Genomic DNA, 17,046 nt, shown 5'->3' with positions numbered 1-17,046 from the left:
GTCCGCACCGATTCGCCCTTCGCGCCCTCAAGGAGCACCCATGGCCCTGAAAGACACCGACGACGGCAAACCAGAAGCAGACGAGGCCGATGTCTCTCTCGACATGAGCCAGGCCGCCGTCAAGAAGATGATCGCCGACGCCCGGGAGCGTGGGTACATCACCTATGAGCAGCTCAATCAGGTCATGCCGCCGGAACAGGTGTCGTCGGAACAGATCGAAGATGTCATGTCGATGCTCTCTGAGATGGGCATCAATGTGATCGAGGATGACGAGGTTGAAGACGCCGATCCGGTGATCGGTGGCGATCTGGTCGAAACCACCTCTACCTCGCGCGAAGTCGCCGTTGCAGGCAGCACCACCGAAACGCTGGACCGCACCGATGACCCGGTGCGGATGTATCTGCGCGAGATGGGCAGCGTGGAACTGCTGTCGCGTGAGGGCGAAATCGCCATCGCCAAGCGGATCGAGGCCGGTCGCAACACGATGATCCTGGGTCTGTGCGAAAGCCCGCTGACCTTTCAGGCCATCACGATCTGGCGCGACGAACTGCTGAACGAAGATATCCTGCTGCGCGACGTGATCGACCTTGAGGCCACCTTTGGCCGCAGCCTTGACGGCGAAGGCGATGACGACATGGACGGCCCCATCGGCGCCCCCGGTCTGGACGGCGTCGATGTCGCCGCCGCCGCCCCCCGTCGCGCGGAGTCGTCAGAGCCGGAGCTGGATGCCGACGGCAACCCGCTGATGCGCAGCGATGATGACGATGATGATGACGAAGCGTCGAACATGTCGCTGGCCGCGATGGAAGCCGCGCTGAAACCAAAGGTTCTGGAAACCCTCGCCGTGATCGCCCACGATTATGGCAAGCTGGCCGACATGCAGGAAGCGCGGATGACCGCCACCCTGTCGGAAAAATCCCGCTTCTCCGCCACGGATGAGGCCGCCTATCAGAAACTGCGCTCGGAAATCGTGGTGCTGGTGAACGAGCTTCACCTGCACAACAACCGGATCGAAGCGCTGATCGACCAGCTTTACGGCATCAACCGCAAGATCATGACCATCAATTCGGGCATGGTCAAACTCGCCGATGCCGCCCGCATCAACCGCCGCGAATTCATTGACGAATATCAGGGCTATGAGCTGGACCCCAGCTGGTGTGACCGCATGGCCGCCAAGGGCGGTCGCGGCTGGCAGGCGCTGATGGAACGCTCGCGCGACAAGGTCGAAGAGCTGCGCGCCGAGATGGCCGTGGTCGGCCAGTACATCGGCGTCGACATTTCCGAATTCCGCCGCATCGTCAATCAGGTGCAGAAGGGCGAGAAAGAGGCGCGTCAGGCCAAGAAGGAAATGGTCGAAGCCAACCTGCGCCTCGTGATCTCCATCGCCAAGAAATACACCAACCGCGGCCTGCAATTCCTTGACCTCATTCAGGAAGGCAACATCGGCCTGATGAAGGCCGTCGATAAATTCGAATACCGTCGCGGCTATAAATTCTCCACCTACGCGACATGGTGGATCCGTCAGGCCATCACCCGGTCCATCGCGGATCAGGCCCGCACGATCCGGATTCCGGTCCACATGATCGAGACGATCAACAAACTGGTCCGCACCGGGCGCCAGATGCTGCACGAAATCGGCCGCGAGCCGACGCCGGAAGAATTGGCGGAAAAGCTGCAGATGCCGCTGGAAAAGGTCCGCAAGGTGATGAAAATCGCCAAAGAACCGATTTCGCTGGAAACCCCGATCGGCGACGAGGAAGACAGCCAGCTGGGCGACTTCATCGAAGACAAGAATGCGATCCTGCCGCTGGATTCGGCCATTCAGGAAAACCTGAAGGAAACCACAACCCGCGTTCTGGCCTCGCTGACCCCGCGTGAAGAACGCGTCCTGCGCATGCGCTTTGGCATCGGCATGAACACCGACCACACGCTTGAGGAAGTCGGCCAGCAGTTCTCGGTCACCCGCGAACGCATCCGCCAGATCGAGGCAAAGGCGCTGCGCAAGCTGAAGCACCCGAGCCGAAGCCGGAAGCTGCGGAGTTTCCTGGATCAGTGACCGTGGAACGCAAGGTAACGCCGCTGACCAAGGAACGTGCCTTTGCAACAATCCAGATTGTTGCAAAGGCTGCGTTATCAGGCGAGCAGGCGCTGACCTACTCCGACCTCGCGCGCAGGCTGGGTATGTCAAAGGTCAATGGCCAAGGGCTGAGCAGCTATCTGAACGAGGCCGCTGCAATGTGCGCCGAACACGGGCACCCCAATGTATCCGTATTGGTGGTTTCCAAGGAGAGCCTTGATCGGGGCGCGCCCATGCCGTCGGAAGGCTCATTTGCCGACGGTTTCTACGCGAGCACCGGGCTGACGCAGTCCGACATTCCTGCCGAACAGGATCGTGTCAGAGCCTACGATTGGCGATCTGTCAAAACCCTGGCCCTTGACTGAGTCCCGCAGCAGCGGCCAAAGCCCCCCTTCACGATCTTGGCCAGACCGGAGTATGCTCAATGACCTCATTCCTCTCCCGCCTCTTCGGCAAATCCGCCCCTGCGCCCGCCGCCGCAGAACCCATCCTGCACAACGACTTCCGCATCTACCCCGACCCGATCAAAGAGGGCAGCGGGTTTCGCATCGCGGCCCGCATTGAAAAGACCTTTGGCGACGAGGTCAAAACCCACCACTTGATCCGCGCCGACACAAGGGCCAGTCTGGATGAGGCGTCCGAAGCCTCGGTTGCCAAGGCAAAGCAGGCGATCGACCAGCTGGGCGACACGCTGTTCGGCTGAGCCTAAGCCGGATCAGCCTCCACCACCGTCTCCCAGGCATCTCCCATCGCCACGATGCAAGCCCGCCCGTCGGTGTAACTTTGCACCAGCGTCCAGTCGCCGCGCGGCGTGGTCCAGACCTCCATCATCATCTCCAGATTGCGGATCCCCTGCCCGGCCAGTCGCGCGCCGTATTGCAGGCTCAGGCGCTGCGTCATCTCGGCACGCGGCGCGCAGATCACCTCGGCAATCGGCGATTGCGCGGCCAGAGGCAGCGGCACCAGCAGCAGCGACAGGGCGAGTCGGATCCACATGCAGAAAACTGTAACACGGATGTGACGAATTCCAGCAGCCTGATCTATGGCCCGCACAGCCTTGCCTGAGTCCCCGACGCCACACATCCCCCCCCAGATCATGTGTCCGCAACTTCGCCCTAGCCCAGATCGCTGACTTCCCCCTATAGTTCGTGGATACATACCCGGGGCAACACCGGGACCAGAGGCAGGCACATCAACGAACAAGCGAGGAGGGGGCCAATGCGCTGCCCATTCTGCGGCAATATCGACACTCAGGTCAAAGACTCGCGTCCAGCCGAGGATCACGTCGCCATCCGGCGGCGACGGTTCTGCCCGGCCTGCGGCGGGCGTTTTACCACCTATGAGCGCGTGCAATTGCGCGACCTCGTGGTGATCAAATCCTCCGGCAAGCGCGAAGATTTTGATCGCGGCAAGCTGGAACGCGCGATCCGCATTTCCATGCAGAAACGCCCCATCGACCCCGAGCGCATCGACCAGATGATTTCCGGCATCGTCCGCAGGCTGGAATCCATCGGCGACACCGACATCCCGTCGCGCACCATCGGCGACATCGTGATGGAAAGCCTCGCGCGGATCGACACCGTGGCCTATGTCCGCTTTGCCAGCGTTTACAAAAACTTCCAGGCCGCCGACGATTTCGACAAATTCGTCAGCGAACTCCGGCCCGGAGAAAAAACCGAAGAGTGAACCCGACAGACGACACCCATATGGCCCATGCCCTCGCGCTTGCCGCGCGGGGGCTTGGCCGCACCTGGCCCAATCCTGCGGTGGGCTGTGTGATCGTGCGCGACGGTCGCATCCTGGGCCGGGGCTGGACCCAGCCGGGTGGCCGCCCCCATGCCGAACGCCGCGCGCTGGATCAGGCCGGCGATGCGCAGGGGGCAACCGCCTATGTCACGCTGGAGCCCTGCGCCCATCACGGCCACACCCCGCCCTGTTCCGAAGCGCTGATCGCCGCCCGGGTGGCCCGCGTGGTGACCGCCCTCACCGATCCTGACCCGCGTGTATCGGGCAAGGGGCATGACATGCTCCGCACGGCTGGCATCAAAGTCACAGAAAATATCCTTGCAGAACAGGCCACTCGCCTGAACGCGGGCTTTCTCAAGCGCATCACCCAAGGGCTGCCCTTCGTGACCCTGAAACTTGCCACCACTATCGACGGGCGCATCGCAACCGCCAGCGGTGAGTCGCGCTGGATCACCGGCCCGCAGGCGCGCCGCTTTGTGCACGGTCTGCGCCTGAGCCATGATGCGGTGATGGTCGGCTCCGGCACCGCCCGCGCCGATGACCCCGACCTGACCGCGCGCGACATCGGGGCCACGCATCAGCCGCTGCGCATCCTGCTGGACCGGACCCTGTCGCACCGCCCCGACAGCCGGCTGGGGGCAACGGCACGCCAGCACCCGGTCTGGATCCTCCACGCCGCCGATGCCCCCCATGCCGCCCAACAGGCCTGGGCTGCCACCGGCGCGCGACTGCTGCCCTGCCCCGCGCCAGATGGCCGTCTGGACCTGACAGCGGCGCTGCGCCTGCTCGCGGCTGACGGCATCACACGGATCCTGAGCGAAGGCGGCGGCACCATCGCTGCTGCACTGATCGCAGGGGGCCTTGTCGATGACCTGATCCACCTGAGCGCGGGCAAGCTGATCGGCGCGGACGGCACCGCCGCCCTTGGCCCGCTCAAACTGACCCACCTCGCCGACGCCCCGGCCTTCCGGCTGATCGGCCACCAGACGCTCGGTCCCGACACGCTCAGCCACTGGTCCCTCGGTTAAGGTCATTGCTGCTTGCCTGCATCCTCCCGCGCGGAGCGCTGCGACGCGGGCCACAGACTCAGCCCTCGAACAGATCGCCCTGCCCCGGCACCTTCGGTGCCTCAAGCCCCAGATGCCGCCAGGCCTTGGCACCCAGCATCCGCCCGCGCGGGGTGCGCAGGATCAGGCCTTGTTGAAGCAGATAGGGTTCGATCACCTCTTCAATCGCATCGCGCGGCTCGCTCAGGGCCGCTGCAATCGTCTCCACCCCCACCGGGCCGCCGCCATAATTCTCGGCCAGCAGCACCAGATAGCGCCGGTCCGCGCCATCCAGCCCAAGGTGATCGACCCCCAACCGCGTCAGCGCCCGGTCGGCCAGCGCCCGGCTGATCCGCCCGCCCTCTTCGACCAGCGCGAAATCCACCACCCGGCGCAACAAGCGCCCCGCAATGCGCGGCGTGCCGCGCGCGCGGCGTGCAATCTCGCGGCAGCCCTCGGGTTCCGCCTGCACGCCCAGCAGACGCGCCCCGCGCGTCACGATCTCGAACAACTCGGCCTCGGTGTAAAACTCCAGCCGGGTCGGAATGCCAAAGCGGTCGCGCAGCGGGGTGGTCAGGAGGCCCAGACGTGTGGTCGCCCCCACCAGCGTAAACGGCTGCAGCTCGATCCGCACCGTGCGGGCGGCAGGCCCCTCGCCGATCACCAGATCCAGCGCAAAATCCTCCAGTGCGGGATACAGCACCTCCTCCACCACCGGGCTCAGCCGGTGGATCTCGTCGATGAACAGCACATCGCGCGGCTCCAGATTGGTCAGGATCGCCGCCAGATCGCCGGGCTTGGCCAGCACCGGGCCAGAGGTCATGCGAAACCCCACCCCCAGCTCGCGCGCCATGATCTGCGCCAGCGTGGTCTTGCCCAATCCCGGCGGGCCGTGAAACAGCGTATGGTCCATCGCCTCGCCGCGCATCTTCGCGGCTTCGATAAACACGCGCAGATTGGCCCGCGCCTCCTGTTGGCCGATAAACTCGTCCAACCCTTGCGGGCGCAGGGCGCGGTCAGTGTCTTCGGGCAGGCGCTCGGGGCGCAGGGCGGGGTCTGGCTGCAACATGGCGGAACAATCCCCGAACGCCGGGAGTTTTGCAAGCGGTCAGATCACGCCCCCCGCATCAGGCCCAAGGCCCGGATTTCGGCGCAACCCGTGCCCCCGCACGCGGCACCGAAGACCGCGCCACCGGCTGCATCGCCTCCAGCGCCGCAATCCGGTTGGCGGTGTTGGGGTGAGTGGAAAACAGCTTGTCATGCGCATGGGCATGCAGCGGGTTGATGATGAACATATGCGCGATCGCCGGATTGCGCTCGGCTGCGTTGTTGTCGATGCCCTTGGCAAAGGCCTCGATCTTGCGCAGCGCCGCCGCCAGCCATGAAGGATTTCCGCAGATTTCGGCCCCGACCCGGTCGGCCTCATACTCGCGCGAGCGTGAAATCGCCATCTGCACCAGCGCCGCCGCCAAGGGGGCCAGAATCATCAGGGCAATGGTGCCGATCATGCCGCCGAGCCGGTCGCGGCTGCCGCCAAAGAACAGCGCAAAATTTGCCAGCATCGAAATCGCCCCGGCAAAGGTCGCGGTGACCGTCATGATCAGCGTGTCGCGGTTGCGGATATGCGCCAGCTCATGCGCCATCACCGCCGCCACCTCGTCCTCGCTCAACCGCCGCAACAGCCCCGTGGTCGCCGCCACCGCCGCATTCTCGGGGTTGCGCCCGGTGGCAAAGGCATTGGGCTGGTCGGTGTCGATCACATAGACCTTTGGCCGCGGCATCCCCGCGCCATCGGCCAGCCGGTTGACCATACGCACCAGAGCTGGCGCGCTGGCCTCATCCACCGCCTTGGCCCCGGTCATCGACAATACAGCCTTGTCCGAATTCCAATAGGCAAAGACATTCATCGCCGCCGCAATCGCCAGTGCAATCGCCGCGCCGCTGGCCCCGCCCAGCATCGCGCCCAACCCCATGAACAACGCCGTCAGCGCCGCCATCAGCATGAATGTCTTGACGTATCCGCCCATCGCAAACCCCTTTGTCACAGCCCCTGATATGGGAAATGCCATCGTGCTTGAAAAGAGCTGCCGCCCCGGACAGGCCTTGAATTGCAGTTTTTCCAAATACTCCGGGGGGGGCCCGCAGGGCGGGGGGCAGCGCCCCCCTACTTCGGTGCCAACAGGCGCAGCGCCTTGCGGATCAGCGTGGCGGTATCCGCCTCCGGCTCTTCGCCTGCAACGGTGGCCACCGCCTGCGCGGCATCGCCATGCCCGTAGCCCAGGTTCAGCAGCGCCGACAGCGCGTCGGCGGTAAAGCCTGCGCGCCGGGACGGGCCCTCATCAGACCGGGCGGTCTTTCTCGGGGCGGGCCGCACCGGGGCCACCGCCTGAGCCGCCATATCCTCGATCACCTGATCATCCACCTCGGCCCGCGCCGACAGGCTGACGCCCGCCGCCATCACCGCAGGGGCCTTGGCCTTCAGCTCCAGAATGACCCGCTGCGCCAGTTTCGGCCCCACGCCGGGGGCGGCCTGCACCGCCCGTGCGTCGCCCAGCGTGATCGCCCGCGCCACCCCTTCGGGCCCCAGTGCGCCCAGAATCGCCAGTGCCGCCTTGGCCCCCACTCCCTGCACCGTGACCAGCAGCCGGTGCCATTCCTTTTCCAGCATGGTCGGAAAGCCGAACAGCTGCAGCAGATCCTCGCGCACCAGCAGTTCGGTATAGAGCGACACCGGCTCCCCCAGCAGCGGCAGACCGGCAAGGGTGCGGTCCGACACATGCACGATATAGCCTACGCCGCGCACGTCGATCAGCACCTCGCCTGATCCCCGCCAGTCCAGCCGGCCCGAGATTTTTCCGATCATCCTGCAGCCCTTTTCAATGCGGCCTCCAGCCGGCCCGATGATTGCAGATGATGCGCGTGACAGATGGCGATGGCCAGCGCATCCGCCGCATCGGCCCCCGCGATCACCACCCCCGGCAATTGCAGCCGCACCATATGATCCACCTGCACCTTGGCCGCGTGTCCGACGCCCACCACGCATTTCTTGACCGCATTGGGCGCATATTCCCCGACCGCCAGACCGAACTGCGCCGGAACCAGCAACGCGATGCCGCGCGCCTGCCCCAGTTTCAGCGTTGCCACCGCGTCCTTGTTCACAAAGGTATGCTCCACCGCTGCAGAGTCGGGCTGCCAGACCCGCAACACCTCGGTCAGCTGCGCGTGCAGACTGCGCAGACGCTCGGCCAAAGACCCCTCGGCCCCGTCGGAATGGCAGATGCCGTTGGCGACATGCGTGATCCGCGCGCCTGCCACGTCGATCACGCCCCAGCCAAGGTTTCGCAACCCCGGATCGATTCCCAGCACCCGCATCCCTGCCATAGCCCCCGTTTCCCGGTTGTCCTGCTTTTTCAAGAGCTAGCACGAAAGGGGAACATTCGCCAAGCCAATTCCCGGACGCCACAGCACCGGCGCCGGAGCTTGCCCTTTGGTTACACCCTTGTTACGCAGCCGCAGCAAAAACGACCTTCCGCGAGCGATTGGCGACCAAACGGCCCGAGACCCTTAAAATCAAGGCAGAATTGGGGCAAAGCCCCATGCAACTGGCGCATGGCTGCCATGCCAAGGGGCCATCTTGCTTTGCACATGCAGCATCGTTATCTGGCAGAGCGAGGGCAAAAGTGCCTCTCGTATAAGCAGTTTAAAAAGGATAACCGCCATGGCCGCCTATGAGACGACCCGCACGGCGCCGTTCGGCGCCATCTCGATTTTCCGCGCCGTTCAAGGGATCGGCAGCATGTTCGCTGCTGTCTCCGCCTGGAATGATGCCCGCATTACCCGCCTTGCTCTGTCCAAACTCTCGGACCGTGAGCTTGATGATATCGGCCTGTGCCGCGGCGACATCGAGAACCTGACCCGCTGAACCATTGGCCTGATGGCCAACGGCTCCGCCCAAGGATCAGCCGAATGACAAAGGCCGCCGAGCATCGCTCTGGCGGCCTTCTTGTTGCGTCAGTTCTGCCGGAATGCGTCAGCCGCCGATGCGCCCGAAAAGTGCTAACTGGCGGGCCACAGCCGAGGTGACCGGGTCGGCCTGCATCAGCCAGCCGCCGATGCGATCGATCCCCTGCCCGGCCATCAGCCCTGCGACGCGCGACTCATAGGACGCAGCACCCAGCTGATGCAAAAACAGCGCCTTCAGCATTGTTCCGAGCACAAGGGCAAAGATCAGGGGGCGCAGCACAGGTACACGCCGCCTGCGGCGAAACCTTGGGTCGGAGCGGGTGTAAAAAGATCGCCCAAGCGTGCCCTCGGCCTCAAAGCCAAGACCTTTGGCGCGGGCCTTTTGAATGCGCGCAATGCGGGTGTTGAATTCTGCGATGCTTGGGTCAGACATGACCAGTCTCCACACTCATACGCCCCACCCTGTTACGGTAGGGCAGAAATGTGGCAGCTTTCGGGCAATAAAGGCGGCTTTCCGGCGACAATCGCCGGGCTTTGTCTCACAAACGCCGCATGACCAGCGTGGACCATTCACCGATATCCTCGCGCCCCGCCGGATCAAACCCGGCCGCGACATAGGCCGCCGTGACCGCTTCGGCCTGCACCACCAAAAGCCCGGACAAGATGCACAGCCCCCCCAGTGCCAGATGCGCCGCCATCGGCGGGGCCAGTTCGATCAGCGGGCCTTTCAGGATGTTGGCAAAGACCAGATCAAACGGCGCCGCCTCGGCCAGACGCGGATGGGCAAAGCCCGCCGCCTCCATGCATTCAATCCGCCCGTCCAACCCATTGATCGCCACATTGGCACGGGCCACATCCACCGCCACCTGGTCAATGTCGCTGGCCAGCACCAGCGCGTCGGGCAGGACCGCCGCCGCCGCCATCGCCAGAACTGCCGTTCCGCAGCCAATGTCGGCCACTTTTACGGGCGCGAACCCCGCGCTGAACAGCCGGTCAAAGGCGCGCAGACAGCCCAGCGTGGTGCCGTGGTGCCCGGTGCCAAAGGCTACCGTCGCCTCGATCTGCAGGGCCACACGATCCGACCCCAGATCTGCGGCGCGGTCAGCATCGTGACTGCCGAACACAAAGAACCGCCCGGCCTCTACCGGCGCCAGCTCTCGCCGGACTTTGGCCACCCAGTCGATTTCCGGCAGTTCCGAAATGGCAAAGGGTTTGGCCCCATGCGCCGTGCCAAGGGCATCCAGCATCCCGGCATCCGGTTGGTCCAGAAAGTAGGATCCCACCTCCCACAGCCCCGAGTCGTCCTCGATCTCGAAGGCCCCGACACCATAGGGCGGCGGTTCCATCGCCTCGATCGCCTCGGCCAGAGCCTTGGCCGCTGCTTCGCCCGGCAGGGTGGTCAGCGCGGTAAAGGTGCGCTGCGTCTGTTCGGTCACGCTGAACGGGGTCGCGCCAAACGCTTCGGCCAGCACGTCGAGCAGCGTGGCATCCGGCGCTTTGGCGAACAGCCCCACAACGCGCGCAAGGCCCGGCACCTCGGCGTCATCATAGATTTCCACTTCCAGCGGCTCGGGCTGCATACGCTCCAGCGCTTGGGCCAAGGCCTCGGCGGCATCGTCGCCTGCAAGGGTGGTCAGGGCTGTGTAGGTGGGCATGGCAAAACCTCTGGCATGTGCGCCTCTGGCCCTAGCTGCCGCTGCCGCGGACGTCAAGGTGACTGCCGCCGGAACGCGCCCGCAGCACGCGCCAGACCACCCCGGCCAGACGGCGCGGACCCAGATCAGCATAATCCATCTCGCCCGCCAGCAGCGCCAGATAGCGGCGCTGGAAATGGTCGGATGACGCAAGCGCCCGCAGCAGGCGCGGCTGCAACACCGGGTGATACACCAGCTTTGCCAGCAGACGCGCCCGCACCAGCTCGGCCCGGATCGGGTGCATTCGCCGCTGATAATGCGTCAGCGCGGTCTGCGGTTCACCCGCCTGCAACGCCTCTGCCGCCGCCTCTGCGGCAAGTTGCCCTGACAGGATCGCCCAGCCGATACCTTCGCCGGTGATCGGGTCCACCAGCCCCGCCGCATCCCCCGCCAACAGCACCGCGCCCTGCCCCGGCACCGCCCACGACGCGCCCGAGGGCAGATGGTGGCCCTTTATCTTGACCGAAGCAGGGTCCACCCCGCGCGCGCGCAACCAGTCGTGAAAGCGCGGGCGCAGATCCTTGTCCTGCACCGACACCCCACCGATACCCAGCGTGCGGCCCCCGGCCTTCGGAAAATCCCAGCCATAACCCCATGGCAGCGCGGTCATGTCCAGCTCGGTCTCCAGCCCCGGCGGGCCCGGCACCTCTGCCTCCAGCGCAAAGCCGATGGTGGCCGGATCAAGCGCCCGGCCAAAGAGGGCGCGGGCGACGCCCGAATGCACCCCATCCGCGCCGATCATCACGGGGGCGGTCAGCACCTGACCGTCCGCCAGCGTGACGCTGCCCGCATGCGGCACGCAGTCCGCCATGCGCTGACCGCAAAAATCCTGCGCGCCCGCCGCAATCGCACGGGCGCGCAGCGCGGCATCAAACACCGACCGAGGGGTCATGTAAATCGGCGGGGCCTGATCCAGCCGCGCGAGTGTGGTGGTGCCAGCCGAGAACCGCACCGCCCGGCTGATGTGGAACAACCCCTCCGGCAGAGCGCCGAACACCGCCTGCGCATGGGCATGCGCCCGCGCGGTCACCCCGCCGCCGCACAGCTTGTCACGGGGAAACGACGCCTTGTCGATCAACGCCACCCGCAAGCCTGCGTGCGCGGCGGTGATCGCAGCAGCCGAACCCGCAGGCCCGGCCCCGATCACCAGCACATCATGGCTGGGCGGCGGCAATCTCAGGCCGTGACGCCGATGCCGATCGGGCAGGTCACGCCGGTACCGCCGATGCCGCAATAGCCGTTGGGGTTCTTTTGCAGATATTGCTGGTGGTAGTCCTCGGCAAAAAAGAACTCTGGCGCGGGCAGGATTTCGGTGGTGATCGCCGCCTTGCCCGCCGCGTTCAGCGCTGCCTGATACAGGGCTTTGCTGGCTTGGGCCGCCTCGGCCTGTGCATCGTTATAGGTGTAGATCCCCGAGCGATAGGTCGAGCCCATGTCATTGCCCTGCCGCATGCCTTGGGTCGGGTCGTGACCTTCCCAGAACAGCTTCAACAGCTGGTCGTAGCTCACCACCTTTGGGTCATAGATCACCCGCACCACCTCGTTGTGGCCGGTGAGCTGGGTGCAGGTTTCCTTGTAGGTCGGGTTCGGCGTATAGCCCGCCGCATAACCCACCATGGTCAGCCAGACACCGGGAGTCTGCCAGAACTTGCGCTCCACCCCCCAGAAACAGCCCATGCCGAACATCGCTTCTGCCATGCCCTCGGGCACCGGCGATTTCAGCGGCAGGCCGGATAGGAAATGCGTCTCGGCAGTGGCGAGCGGCTCGGCCCGCCCCGGCAGCGCGTCTTTTGGGTCAACCATCTGCGATTTGGTGCGGTTCATGAAGAACATCTTGAAACTCTCCTGAAGTCAGAAGGGATATATAGGATCAAACGCGCCAATCACCACTCACTCGGCCGGTTGTGGCAGGCCCCGGCCAAATATCGTCTCATAGCCCGGCTCCGGATGGCGCGGGATCAGCAGCACCAGCCCCAGCGCGATCAGCGCCATCCCGGCCCCCAGCAGGAACACGTAATCCGGCGCGGTGGCCCAAAGATACCCCATTCCCGCCGGCAAGAATACTGCCGCAATATGGTTGATGGTGAAAGACACCGCCGCCGTGGGCGCAATGTCTGCTGGATCGGCAATCTTTTGAAAATAGGTGCGCAGGGCAAAAGACAGCGCAAAGAACATCTGGTCCGCAATATACAGCGCACCCGCGATCACCAGCCCCCAGCCGAACCAGTAGATCCCACCGTAGAACAGAAACACCAGCGTCAGGCCCAGATATTCAAACGCCATCACAGACCGCTCGCCAAACCGGCCCAAAGCCCGGCCCATTGCAGGGGCGGCGACCATCTGCAGCACATAGTTGATCAGCAGCAGCGCGGTCATCTCTGACACCCGCATGCCAAAGCGTTCCACCATCATGAACCCGGCAAACACCACAAAGATCTGCCGCCGCGATCCGGCCATGAATTGCAGCGCGTAAAACAGCCAGTAGCGCCGTCGCAGCACGATGCTGTTGCGCTGCTTGATCGGATTCACAAACTGCGGATAGGCCAGCGCGGCAAACAGCGTCAGCGCAATCGTCGCCCCGCCCGACACCATGTAGACCGTGTCATATGTCAGCGCGAACCGATCCCACAGCAGCACCAGCAGACCGTAGGCCAGCAGGGCCGCCCCGGACCCAACCGCCACAATCCGCCCCAGCACCTGCGGCGCGCGCGATTTTTCCACCCATTGCAGTTGCAAGGACTGGTTCACCGTCTCGAAGTAGTGAAACCCGATCGACGAGAGCAGCGTCACGATCAGCAAGCCGCCAAAGCTGGGGAACCACGCCGTCACCACCGTGGCCAGCCCCAGCAACAACAGGCTGCTCAGCGCCAGCATCTGTTCGCGGAAGACCAGCAACAGTGCGATCACCCCCACCGCCAGCAGCCCCGGAATCTCGCGCACCGTATGCAGCCAGCCGATCTCGACCCCGGTAAACCCGGCCATTTCGATGACGAAATTGTTCAGCACCGCAGACCATGTGGCAAAGGCCAGCGGCATCGCCGCCGCCATCACATAGAGCAGCGTCTCGGGTCTGCGCCAACGCGGCAGACGGTGGGCATCATCAAGGGAGACACGTTCGAACATGGAAATTTCCTACACCTCTCCCGCGCACCCGACCAGCAAAGGATTGTCACCGATACACATCGCCCGCTTGCACCTTTGCGACCCGCATCCTAACCAGAAACAGGAACAGGGGGCTGGGTGTGAGCTTAGGTGTCTTTCTGGCCGTCCTCGGGGCCGCCTTTCTGCACGCGTTGTGGAACGCGCTGATCAAGATTGGCACGTCCAAGGTCGGCACCATGGTCATTCTGTCGGTCATCGAGATTCCCATCGGCCTTGCCGTGGTTGCGGTATCACCGCCCATCGACGCCGCCGCAATTCCATGGGTCATTGCCGCAGGCTGCACCCATTTCGCCTATAAGTTCTTTCTCACCTACGCCTATGAGCGGGGCGACCTGTCCCGCGTCTACCCGATTGCGCGCGGGGCGGCGCCGATGGTGGTGGCATTGGCGGGGGCGATGATGCTGCCCGATGCGGTCAGCGGGCGGCAGTATGTTGCCATTGCCGTGCTCGGCCTTGGCATCCTGATGATGGCCCGCGGTGTGTTTTCCAGTGGCGAGGATCGCCGCTTGCTGCCCTTTGCCTTGGGCTCTGCCGCCGCGACCGCCACCTATACGATGATCGACGGTATAGGCGCGCGCATCTCGGGCGCACCGGCCGCCTATGTGGCCTGGGTCTTTGTCGCCGATGGCCTGATCTTTACCCTCGGCATGCTCACCCTGCGTGGCACCTCGGTCTTGCCGCGCGACCGCCGGGCCTGGGGCCTTGGGTCCGTCGCCTCTGTCGCCAGCTACGGGGCCTATGCGGTGTCGATCTGGGCGATGACCATCGCCCCCATCGCCGTGGTCGCGGCGTTGCGCGAAACCTCGATCCTGTTTGCGGTGCTGATCGGCTGGATCGCGTTTGGCGAAAAGATGAGCGGTGAAAAGGCGCTTGCCGCCTGTGTCATCGTGGCCGGGGTATTGCTGACCCGGCTTTAACGCTGGCCCAACCGCTCGGGGATAATCTGCTGCGCAATTCCGGCGAATGTCAGATAAAGCGAGGTCAGGATCAGCCCCCAATGCGCCCAGGACGCCGGGTGAAAGTCCACAAGCGCCGCCCATCCGGCAAACACCACCCACAAGAGCGACACCGGCAACGAGATATTGCGCCACCGCTTGGTGCGGGTGGGGTGAATGAACTTCAGATTGCAGAACATCGCTACCGTCAACGCGATCACGATTGCCAGAATAAGCACCGTACCGGGGGCCACGGCAAACAGTACAAGCACCACCATATTCCAGCAGGCCGGAAAGCCTGAAAACGACTTGTCCTTTGTTTTCATGCGCGTATCGGCGAAATAGATCACCGAGCCATAGACGATCACGATGATCGCAATCCACCCGGTCCAGCCCGGCAACAGCCCTGATTTGAACAGCGCATAGGCCGGAATGAACACATAGGTCAGAAAGTCGATGATCAGATCCAGCAGCACGCCATCATAGTTCGGCCAGTTCTTGTCGACCTCATAGCGCCGCGCCAAAGGCCCGTCGATGCCATCGACGATCAGCGCGAACACCAACCACAGGAACATCAGGCTCCACTTTTCCTCGACCGCTGCCAACATGGCAAACATCGACAAAACCGCGCCGCTGGCGGTCAAAAGGTGGACGGAGAGGGCTTTATATCGAAGATCCATCCGGTTTTGATGGCGCAAACTGTCGTCGGGCGCAACCGCTCAGGCGCTGCTCGCACAAAGTTCAGGCGCGCGGATGCGCCTTTTCATACACTTCCATCAGCCGCGCGGCATCAACCGCCGTGTAAACCTGCGTGGTGGACAGCGAGGCATGGCCCAGCAATTCCTGAATCGCGCGCAGATCGCCGCCCGCCGACAACAGATGTGTGGCAAAGCTGTGCCGCATGGCATGCGGCGTTGCCGTAGCGGGCAGCCCCAGCTGCATCCGGGCCTGCTCCATCACCGCCGATATCAGCCGCGCATTCAGCGCGCCCCCCCGGACCCCGCGAAACAGCGGCGCATCGGCGGCCAGATCGTAGGGGCACAGCCGCACATAGTCGGCCACCTCCGCCCGCGCCACCGGCAGCACCGGCACCAGCCGGGTCTTGTTGCCCTTGCCCGTGATCCGCAGCACCTCGGGCAGCGGATGCGCCGCCCCGGTCAGGCCAAGGGCTTCGGAAATCCGCAAGCCGCAGCCATAGAGCAGCGTCACCACCGCCCGGTCGCGCGCGCCGACCCAGTCTTCGCGGCCCTGATCGGCCACCGTGTCGATCATGTCCTGCGCACCCTGCACACTCAGCGGGCGTGGCAGCTTGCGCTTGAACCGGGGCGCGCGCGCCGACAGCACTGTGGTCGCATCCGCCCCGGCCCGGTCGGCGACCCAGGCGGTAAAGCTCTTGACCGAACTCAGGGCGCGCGCCAGCGACCGCGCCGACAGGCCCCGCGCCCGCTCATGCGCCATCCAGGCCCGCAGATCGCCCTGCGGCAGACTGGCAAGCCCCGCCAGCCCCTCGGTTCCGCCGCGATGGATCGCCAGAAAATGCAGATACCCGGTCACGTCGCGCAGATAGGCCGTCACCGTATTCTGCGACGCCCCCTTCAGCGCCGAAAGCTGCTGGGTCCAGGTGGACAGCGCGTCACGGACCTGAGGCGAGAGTGCCGTCACGCGCCCCGCCTCATGACAGCCAGCGGCGCATGGTCCGTTCAAACACGCCCGCGAAAAACGCCAGCAGATCGGTGCCATGGGTCGGTTTGAACTGATGCGGGTCTTCAGCCCCCAGCACCAGCATCCCCGGCAGTCGGCCCTTGCCGAAATCCAGTTTCAACAGCGCCTCAGACCGTATCCAGCCCGCGCTGTCGCCATAGATCATGTCCGATGACGGGATCGTCTGGCGCAGGGTCACTGGCCGCAGCGGCACATTGCGCCCGCCCGACAGGTATTCGCCGACAAAGCCCGGCTCGGCCACAAACAGCACCTCGCCCAGTTTGCGCAGCGCAGGGTCTTCGGCATCCTGCACCGATTCCAGCACCAGCCGGATGCAATCCACCCGCAAGGTGGCCGCCACATCGGTCGACAGGTTTTTCAGGAAATCCTCAAAGCTCAGCGGGTCCAGCATCTGCAAAATCGCGCGATGCACCTGATTGGTCCCGGCCAGATTTTCATAAGCCGCCGCAATCACGGTGCGATGGGTGTCTTCCAGACGGTCCAGCCGGTTTTCCAGCCGCTCCATCGCGATACCGCGCAGATCGACGATATTGCTGCCCATCGCCCGCTCATTGGCCCCGATCAGCGCGGCCATCAGATCGCGGTCTTCGAGAATCGTCTCGGGTTCCGCGATGATGCGGTCACGCAGGTCTTGTTCGATCATGGTAACTCTGCCCGGTTCTTCTTGGTGGTTTGACGGTGAATATAGCGGAAAGCGGAAA

General features: G+C 64.4%; 20 protein-coding genes. 7 read left to right on the top strand and 13 right to left on the bottom strand.

Going from position 1 to position 17,046, the window contains the following annotated elements; translation table 11 throughout:
- Nucleotides 1–40: 40 nt before the first annotated feature.
- Genes rpoD through D1012_RS06540 form a run of 3 tightly spaced genes read left to right on the top strand, consistent with a single transcriptional unit; the run spans nt 41 to nt 2,780 of the window.
- On the top strand, nt 41–2,056 hold the full coding sequence (rpoD, locus tag D1012_RS06550; protein ID WP_118150510.1) for an RNA polymerase sigma factor RpoD: 2,016 nt from the start codon (nt 41–43) through the stop codon (nt 2,054–2,056).
- Nucleotides 2,057–2,058: 2 nt separating this feature from the next.
- On the top strand, nt 2,059–2,442 hold the full coding sequence (locus D1012_RS06545) for a hypothetical protein (RefSeq protein ID WP_147335630.1): 384 nt from the start codon (nt 2,059–2,061) through the stop codon (nt 2,440–2,442).
- A gap of 59 nt (nt 2,443–2,501) precedes the next feature.
- Nucleotides 2,502–2,780 carry an HlyU family transcriptional regulator gene (locus D1012_RS06540; protein WP_118150508.1) on the top strand — a complete coding sequence of 93 codons (279 nt, stop codon included), beginning with the start codon at nt 2,502–2,504 and terminating at the stop codon, nt 2,778–2,780.
- Between the two features lie 2 nt (nt 2,781–2,782).
- Here the strand turns inward: D1012_RS06540 and D1012_RS06535 are convergent, their stop codons facing one another.
- Nucleotides 2,783–3,073, bottom strand: coding sequence for a hypothetical protein (locus tag D1012_RS06535; protein WP_118150507.1), 291 nt, complete (start codon nt 3,071–3,073; stop codon nt 2,783–2,785).
- 222 nt (nt 3,074–3,295) lie between these two features.
- On the opposite strand from D1012_RS06535, the gene nrdR reads away from it, so the two are divergent.
- On the top strand, nt 3,296–3,763 hold the full coding sequence (gene nrdR, locus D1012_RS06530) for a transcriptional regulator NrdR (RefSeq protein WP_118150506.1): 468 nt from the start codon (nt 3,296–3,298) through the stop codon (nt 3,761–3,763).
- A 20-nt stretch (nt 3,764–3,783) separates the two neighbouring features.
- On the top strand, nt 3,784–4,851 hold the full coding sequence (gene ribD / locus D1012_RS06525) for a bifunctional diaminohydroxyphosphoribosylaminopyrimidine deaminase/5-amino-6-(5-phosphoribosylamino)uracil reductase RibD (RefSeq protein WP_118150604.1): 1,068 nt from the start codon (nt 3,784–3,786) through the stop codon (nt 4,849–4,851).
- Between the two features lie 58 nt (nt 4,852–4,909).
- On the opposite strand, the gene ruvB is transcribed toward ribD, so the two are convergent.
- The 4 genes from ruvB to ruvC form a co-directional block, all read right to left on the bottom strand.
- Nucleotides 4,910–5,938 carry a Holliday junction branch migration DNA helicase RuvB gene (ruvB, locus tag D1012_RS06520; protein WP_118150505.1) on the bottom strand — a complete coding sequence of 343 codons (1,029 nt, stop codon included), beginning with the start codon at nt 5,936–5,938 and terminating at the stop codon, nt 4,910–4,912.
- A 58-nt stretch (nt 5,939–5,996) separates the two neighbouring features.
- The gene (gene htpX / locus D1012_RS06515; RefSeq protein ID WP_118150504.1) at nt 5,997–6,896 is read right to left on the bottom strand and encodes a zinc metalloprotease HtpX; all 900 of its coding nucleotides are present in this window, start codon (nt 6,894–6,896) and stop codon (nt 5,997–5,999) included.
- A gap of 137 nt (nt 6,897–7,033) precedes the next feature.
- The gene (gene ruvA, locus D1012_RS06510; protein WP_118150503.1) at nt 7,034–7,732 is read right to left on the bottom strand and encodes a Holliday junction branch migration protein RuvA; all 699 of its coding nucleotides are present in this window, start codon (nt 7,730–7,732) and stop codon (nt 7,034–7,036) included.
- Complete coding sequence (gene ruvC / locus D1012_RS06505) at nt 7,729–8,241, bottom strand: crossover junction endodeoxyribonuclease RuvC (RefSeq protein WP_118150603.1); 513 nt, start codon at nt 8,239–8,241, stop codon at nt 7,729–7,731. Before ruvC ends, ruvA begins: the two co-directional genes overlap by 4 nt.
- Before the next feature lie 346 nt (nt 8,242–8,587).
- Between ruvC and D1012_RS06500 the strand changes: the two genes are divergently transcribed.
- Nucleotides 8,588–8,791 carry a DUF1127 domain-containing protein gene (locus D1012_RS06500; RefSeq protein ID WP_118150502.1) on the top strand — a complete coding sequence of 68 codons (204 nt, stop codon included), beginning with the start codon at nt 8,588–8,590 and terminating at the stop codon, nt 8,789–8,791.
- A gap of 108 nt (nt 8,792–8,899) precedes the next feature.
- Here the strand turns inward: D1012_RS06500 and D1012_RS06495 are convergent, their stop codons facing one another.
- The 5 genes from D1012_RS06495 to D1012_RS06475 form a co-directional block, all read right to left on the bottom strand.
- Nucleotides 8,900–9,265: a hypothetical protein gene (locus D1012_RS06495; protein WP_118150501.1), complete on the bottom strand. Its 366-nt coding sequence runs from the start codon at nt 9,263–9,265 to the stop codon at nt 8,900–8,902.
- A 106-nt stretch (nt 9,266–9,371) separates the two neighbouring features.
- On the bottom strand, nt 9,372–10,268 hold the full coding sequence (locus tag D1012_RS06490; RefSeq protein WP_233517035.1) for a 50S ribosomal protein L11 methyltransferase: 897 nt from the start codon (nt 10,266–10,268) through the stop codon (nt 9,372–9,374).
- Nucleotides 10,269–10,518: 250 nt separating this feature from the next.
- Nucleotides 10,519–11,700, bottom strand: coding sequence for a geranylgeranyl reductase family protein (locus tag D1012_RS06485; RefSeq protein WP_158569242.1), 1,182 nt, complete (start codon nt 11,698–11,700; stop codon nt 10,519–10,521).
- 2 nt (nt 11,701–11,702) lie between these two features.
- Nucleotides 11,703–12,359 (bottom strand): peptide-methionine (S)-S-oxide reductase MsrA, encoded by a 657-nt coding sequence (gene msrA, locus D1012_RS06480; RefSeq protein ID WP_118150499.1) that lies wholly within the window; start codon nt 12,357–12,359, stop codon nt 11,703–11,705.
- A 57-nt stretch (nt 12,360–12,416) separates the two neighbouring features.
- Nucleotides 12,417–13,649: an MFS transporter gene (locus D1012_RS06475; protein WP_118150498.1), complete on the bottom strand. Its 1,233-nt coding sequence runs from the start codon at nt 13,647–13,649 to the stop codon at nt 12,417–12,419.
- A gap of 119 nt (nt 13,650–13,768) precedes the next feature.
- On the opposite strand from D1012_RS06475, the gene D1012_RS06470 reads away from it, so the two are divergent.
- The gene (locus D1012_RS06470) at nt 13,769–14,605 is read left to right on the top strand and encodes an EamA family transporter (RefSeq protein WP_118150497.1); all 837 of its coding nucleotides are present in this window, start codon (nt 13,769–13,771) and stop codon (nt 14,603–14,605) included.
- On the opposite strand, the gene D1012_RS06465 is transcribed toward D1012_RS06470, so the two are convergent.
- The 3 genes from D1012_RS06465 to D1012_RS06455 all read right to left on the bottom strand — a co-directional run bounded on the left by D1012_RS06465 (nt 14,602) and on the right by D1012_RS06455 (nt 16,988).
- The gene (locus tag D1012_RS06465) at nt 14,602–15,303 is read right to left on the bottom strand and encodes a CDP-alcohol phosphatidyltransferase family protein (protein ID WP_199489444.1); all 702 of its coding nucleotides are present in this window, start codon (nt 15,301–15,303) and stop codon (nt 14,602–14,604) included. The two genes, D1012_RS06470 and D1012_RS06465, sit on opposite strands and share 4 nt — an antisense overlap.
- A 61-nt stretch (nt 15,304–15,364) precedes the next feature.
- On the bottom strand, nt 15,365–16,285 hold the full coding sequence (locus D1012_RS06460) for a tyrosine recombinase XerC (protein WP_233517028.1): 921 nt from the start codon (nt 16,283–16,285) through the stop codon (nt 15,365–15,367).
- A gap of 10 nt (nt 16,286–16,295) precedes the next feature.
- Nucleotides 16,296–16,988 carry a DUF484 family protein gene (locus tag D1012_RS06455; RefSeq protein ID WP_118150494.1) on the bottom strand — a complete coding sequence of 231 codons (693 nt, stop codon included), beginning with the start codon at nt 16,986–16,988 and terminating at the stop codon, nt 16,296–16,298.
- Nucleotides 16,989–17,046 lie beyond the last annotated feature (58 nt).

The organism is Pseudotabrizicola alkalilacus (assembly GCF_003443995.1).
In the GTDB taxonomy this organism is placed as follows: Bacteria; Pseudomonadota; Alphaproteobacteria; order Rhodobacterales; family Rhodobacteraceae; genus Pseudotabrizicola; species Pseudotabrizicola alkalilacus.
This window is presented reverse-complemented; position numbering and strand designations above follow the sequence as displayed.

Coding starts and splice junctions, on each gene's coding strand:
- rpoD (WP_118150510.1), top strand. CDS start 41: ATGGCCCTGAAAGACACCGACGACGGCAAACCAGAAGCAGACGAGGCC.
- D1012_RS06540 (WP_118150508.1), top strand. CDS start 2,502: ATGACCTCATTCCTCTCCCGCCTCTTCGGCAAATCCGCCCCTGCGCCC.
- D1012_RS06535 (WP_118150507.1), bottom strand. CDS start 3,073: ATGTGGATCCGACTCGCCCTGTCGCTGCTGCTGGTGCCGCTGCCTCTG.
- nrdR (WP_118150506.1), top strand. CDS start 3,296: ATGCGCTGCCCATTCTGCGGCAATATCGACACTCAGGTCAAAGACTCG.
- ribD (WP_118150604.1), top strand. CDS start 3,784: ATGGCCCATGCCCTCGCGCTTGCCGCGCGGGGGCTTGGCCGCACCTGG.
- ruvB (WP_118150505.1), bottom strand. CDS start 5,938: ATGTTGCAGCCAGACCCCGCCCTGCGCCCCGAGCGCCTGCCCGAAGAC.
- htpX (WP_118150504.1), bottom strand. CDS start 6,896: ATGGGCGGATACGTCAAGACATTCATGCTGATGGCGGCGCTGACGGCG.
- ruvA (WP_118150503.1), bottom strand. CDS start 7,732: ATGATCGGAAAAATCTCGGGCCGGCTGGACTGGCGGGGATCAGGCGAG.
- ruvC (WP_118150603.1), bottom strand. CDS start 8,241: ATGCGGGTGCTGGGAATCGATCCGGGGTTGCGAAACCTTGGCTGGGGC.
- D1012_RS06500 (WP_118150502.1), top strand. CDS start 8,588: ATGGCCGCCTATGAGACGACCCGCACGGCGCCGTTCGGCGCCATCTCG.
- D1012_RS06495 (WP_118150501.1), bottom strand. CDS start 9,265: ATGTCTGACCCAAGCATCGCAGAATTCAACACCCGCATTGCGCGCATT.
- msrA (WP_118150499.1), bottom strand. CDS start 12,359: ATGTTCTTCATGAACCGCACCAAATCGCAGATGGTTGACCCAAAAGAC.
- D1012_RS06475 (WP_118150498.1), bottom strand. CDS start 13,649: ATGTTCGAACGTGTCTCCCTTGATGATGCCCACCGTCTGCCGCGTTGG.
- D1012_RS06465 (WP_199489444.1), bottom strand. CDS start 15,303: ATGGATCTTCGATATAAAGCCCTCTCCGTCCACCTTTTGACCGCCAGC.
- D1012_RS06455 (WP_118150494.1), bottom strand. CDS start 16,988: ATGATCGAACAAGACCTGCGTGACCGCATCATCGCGGAACCCGAGACG.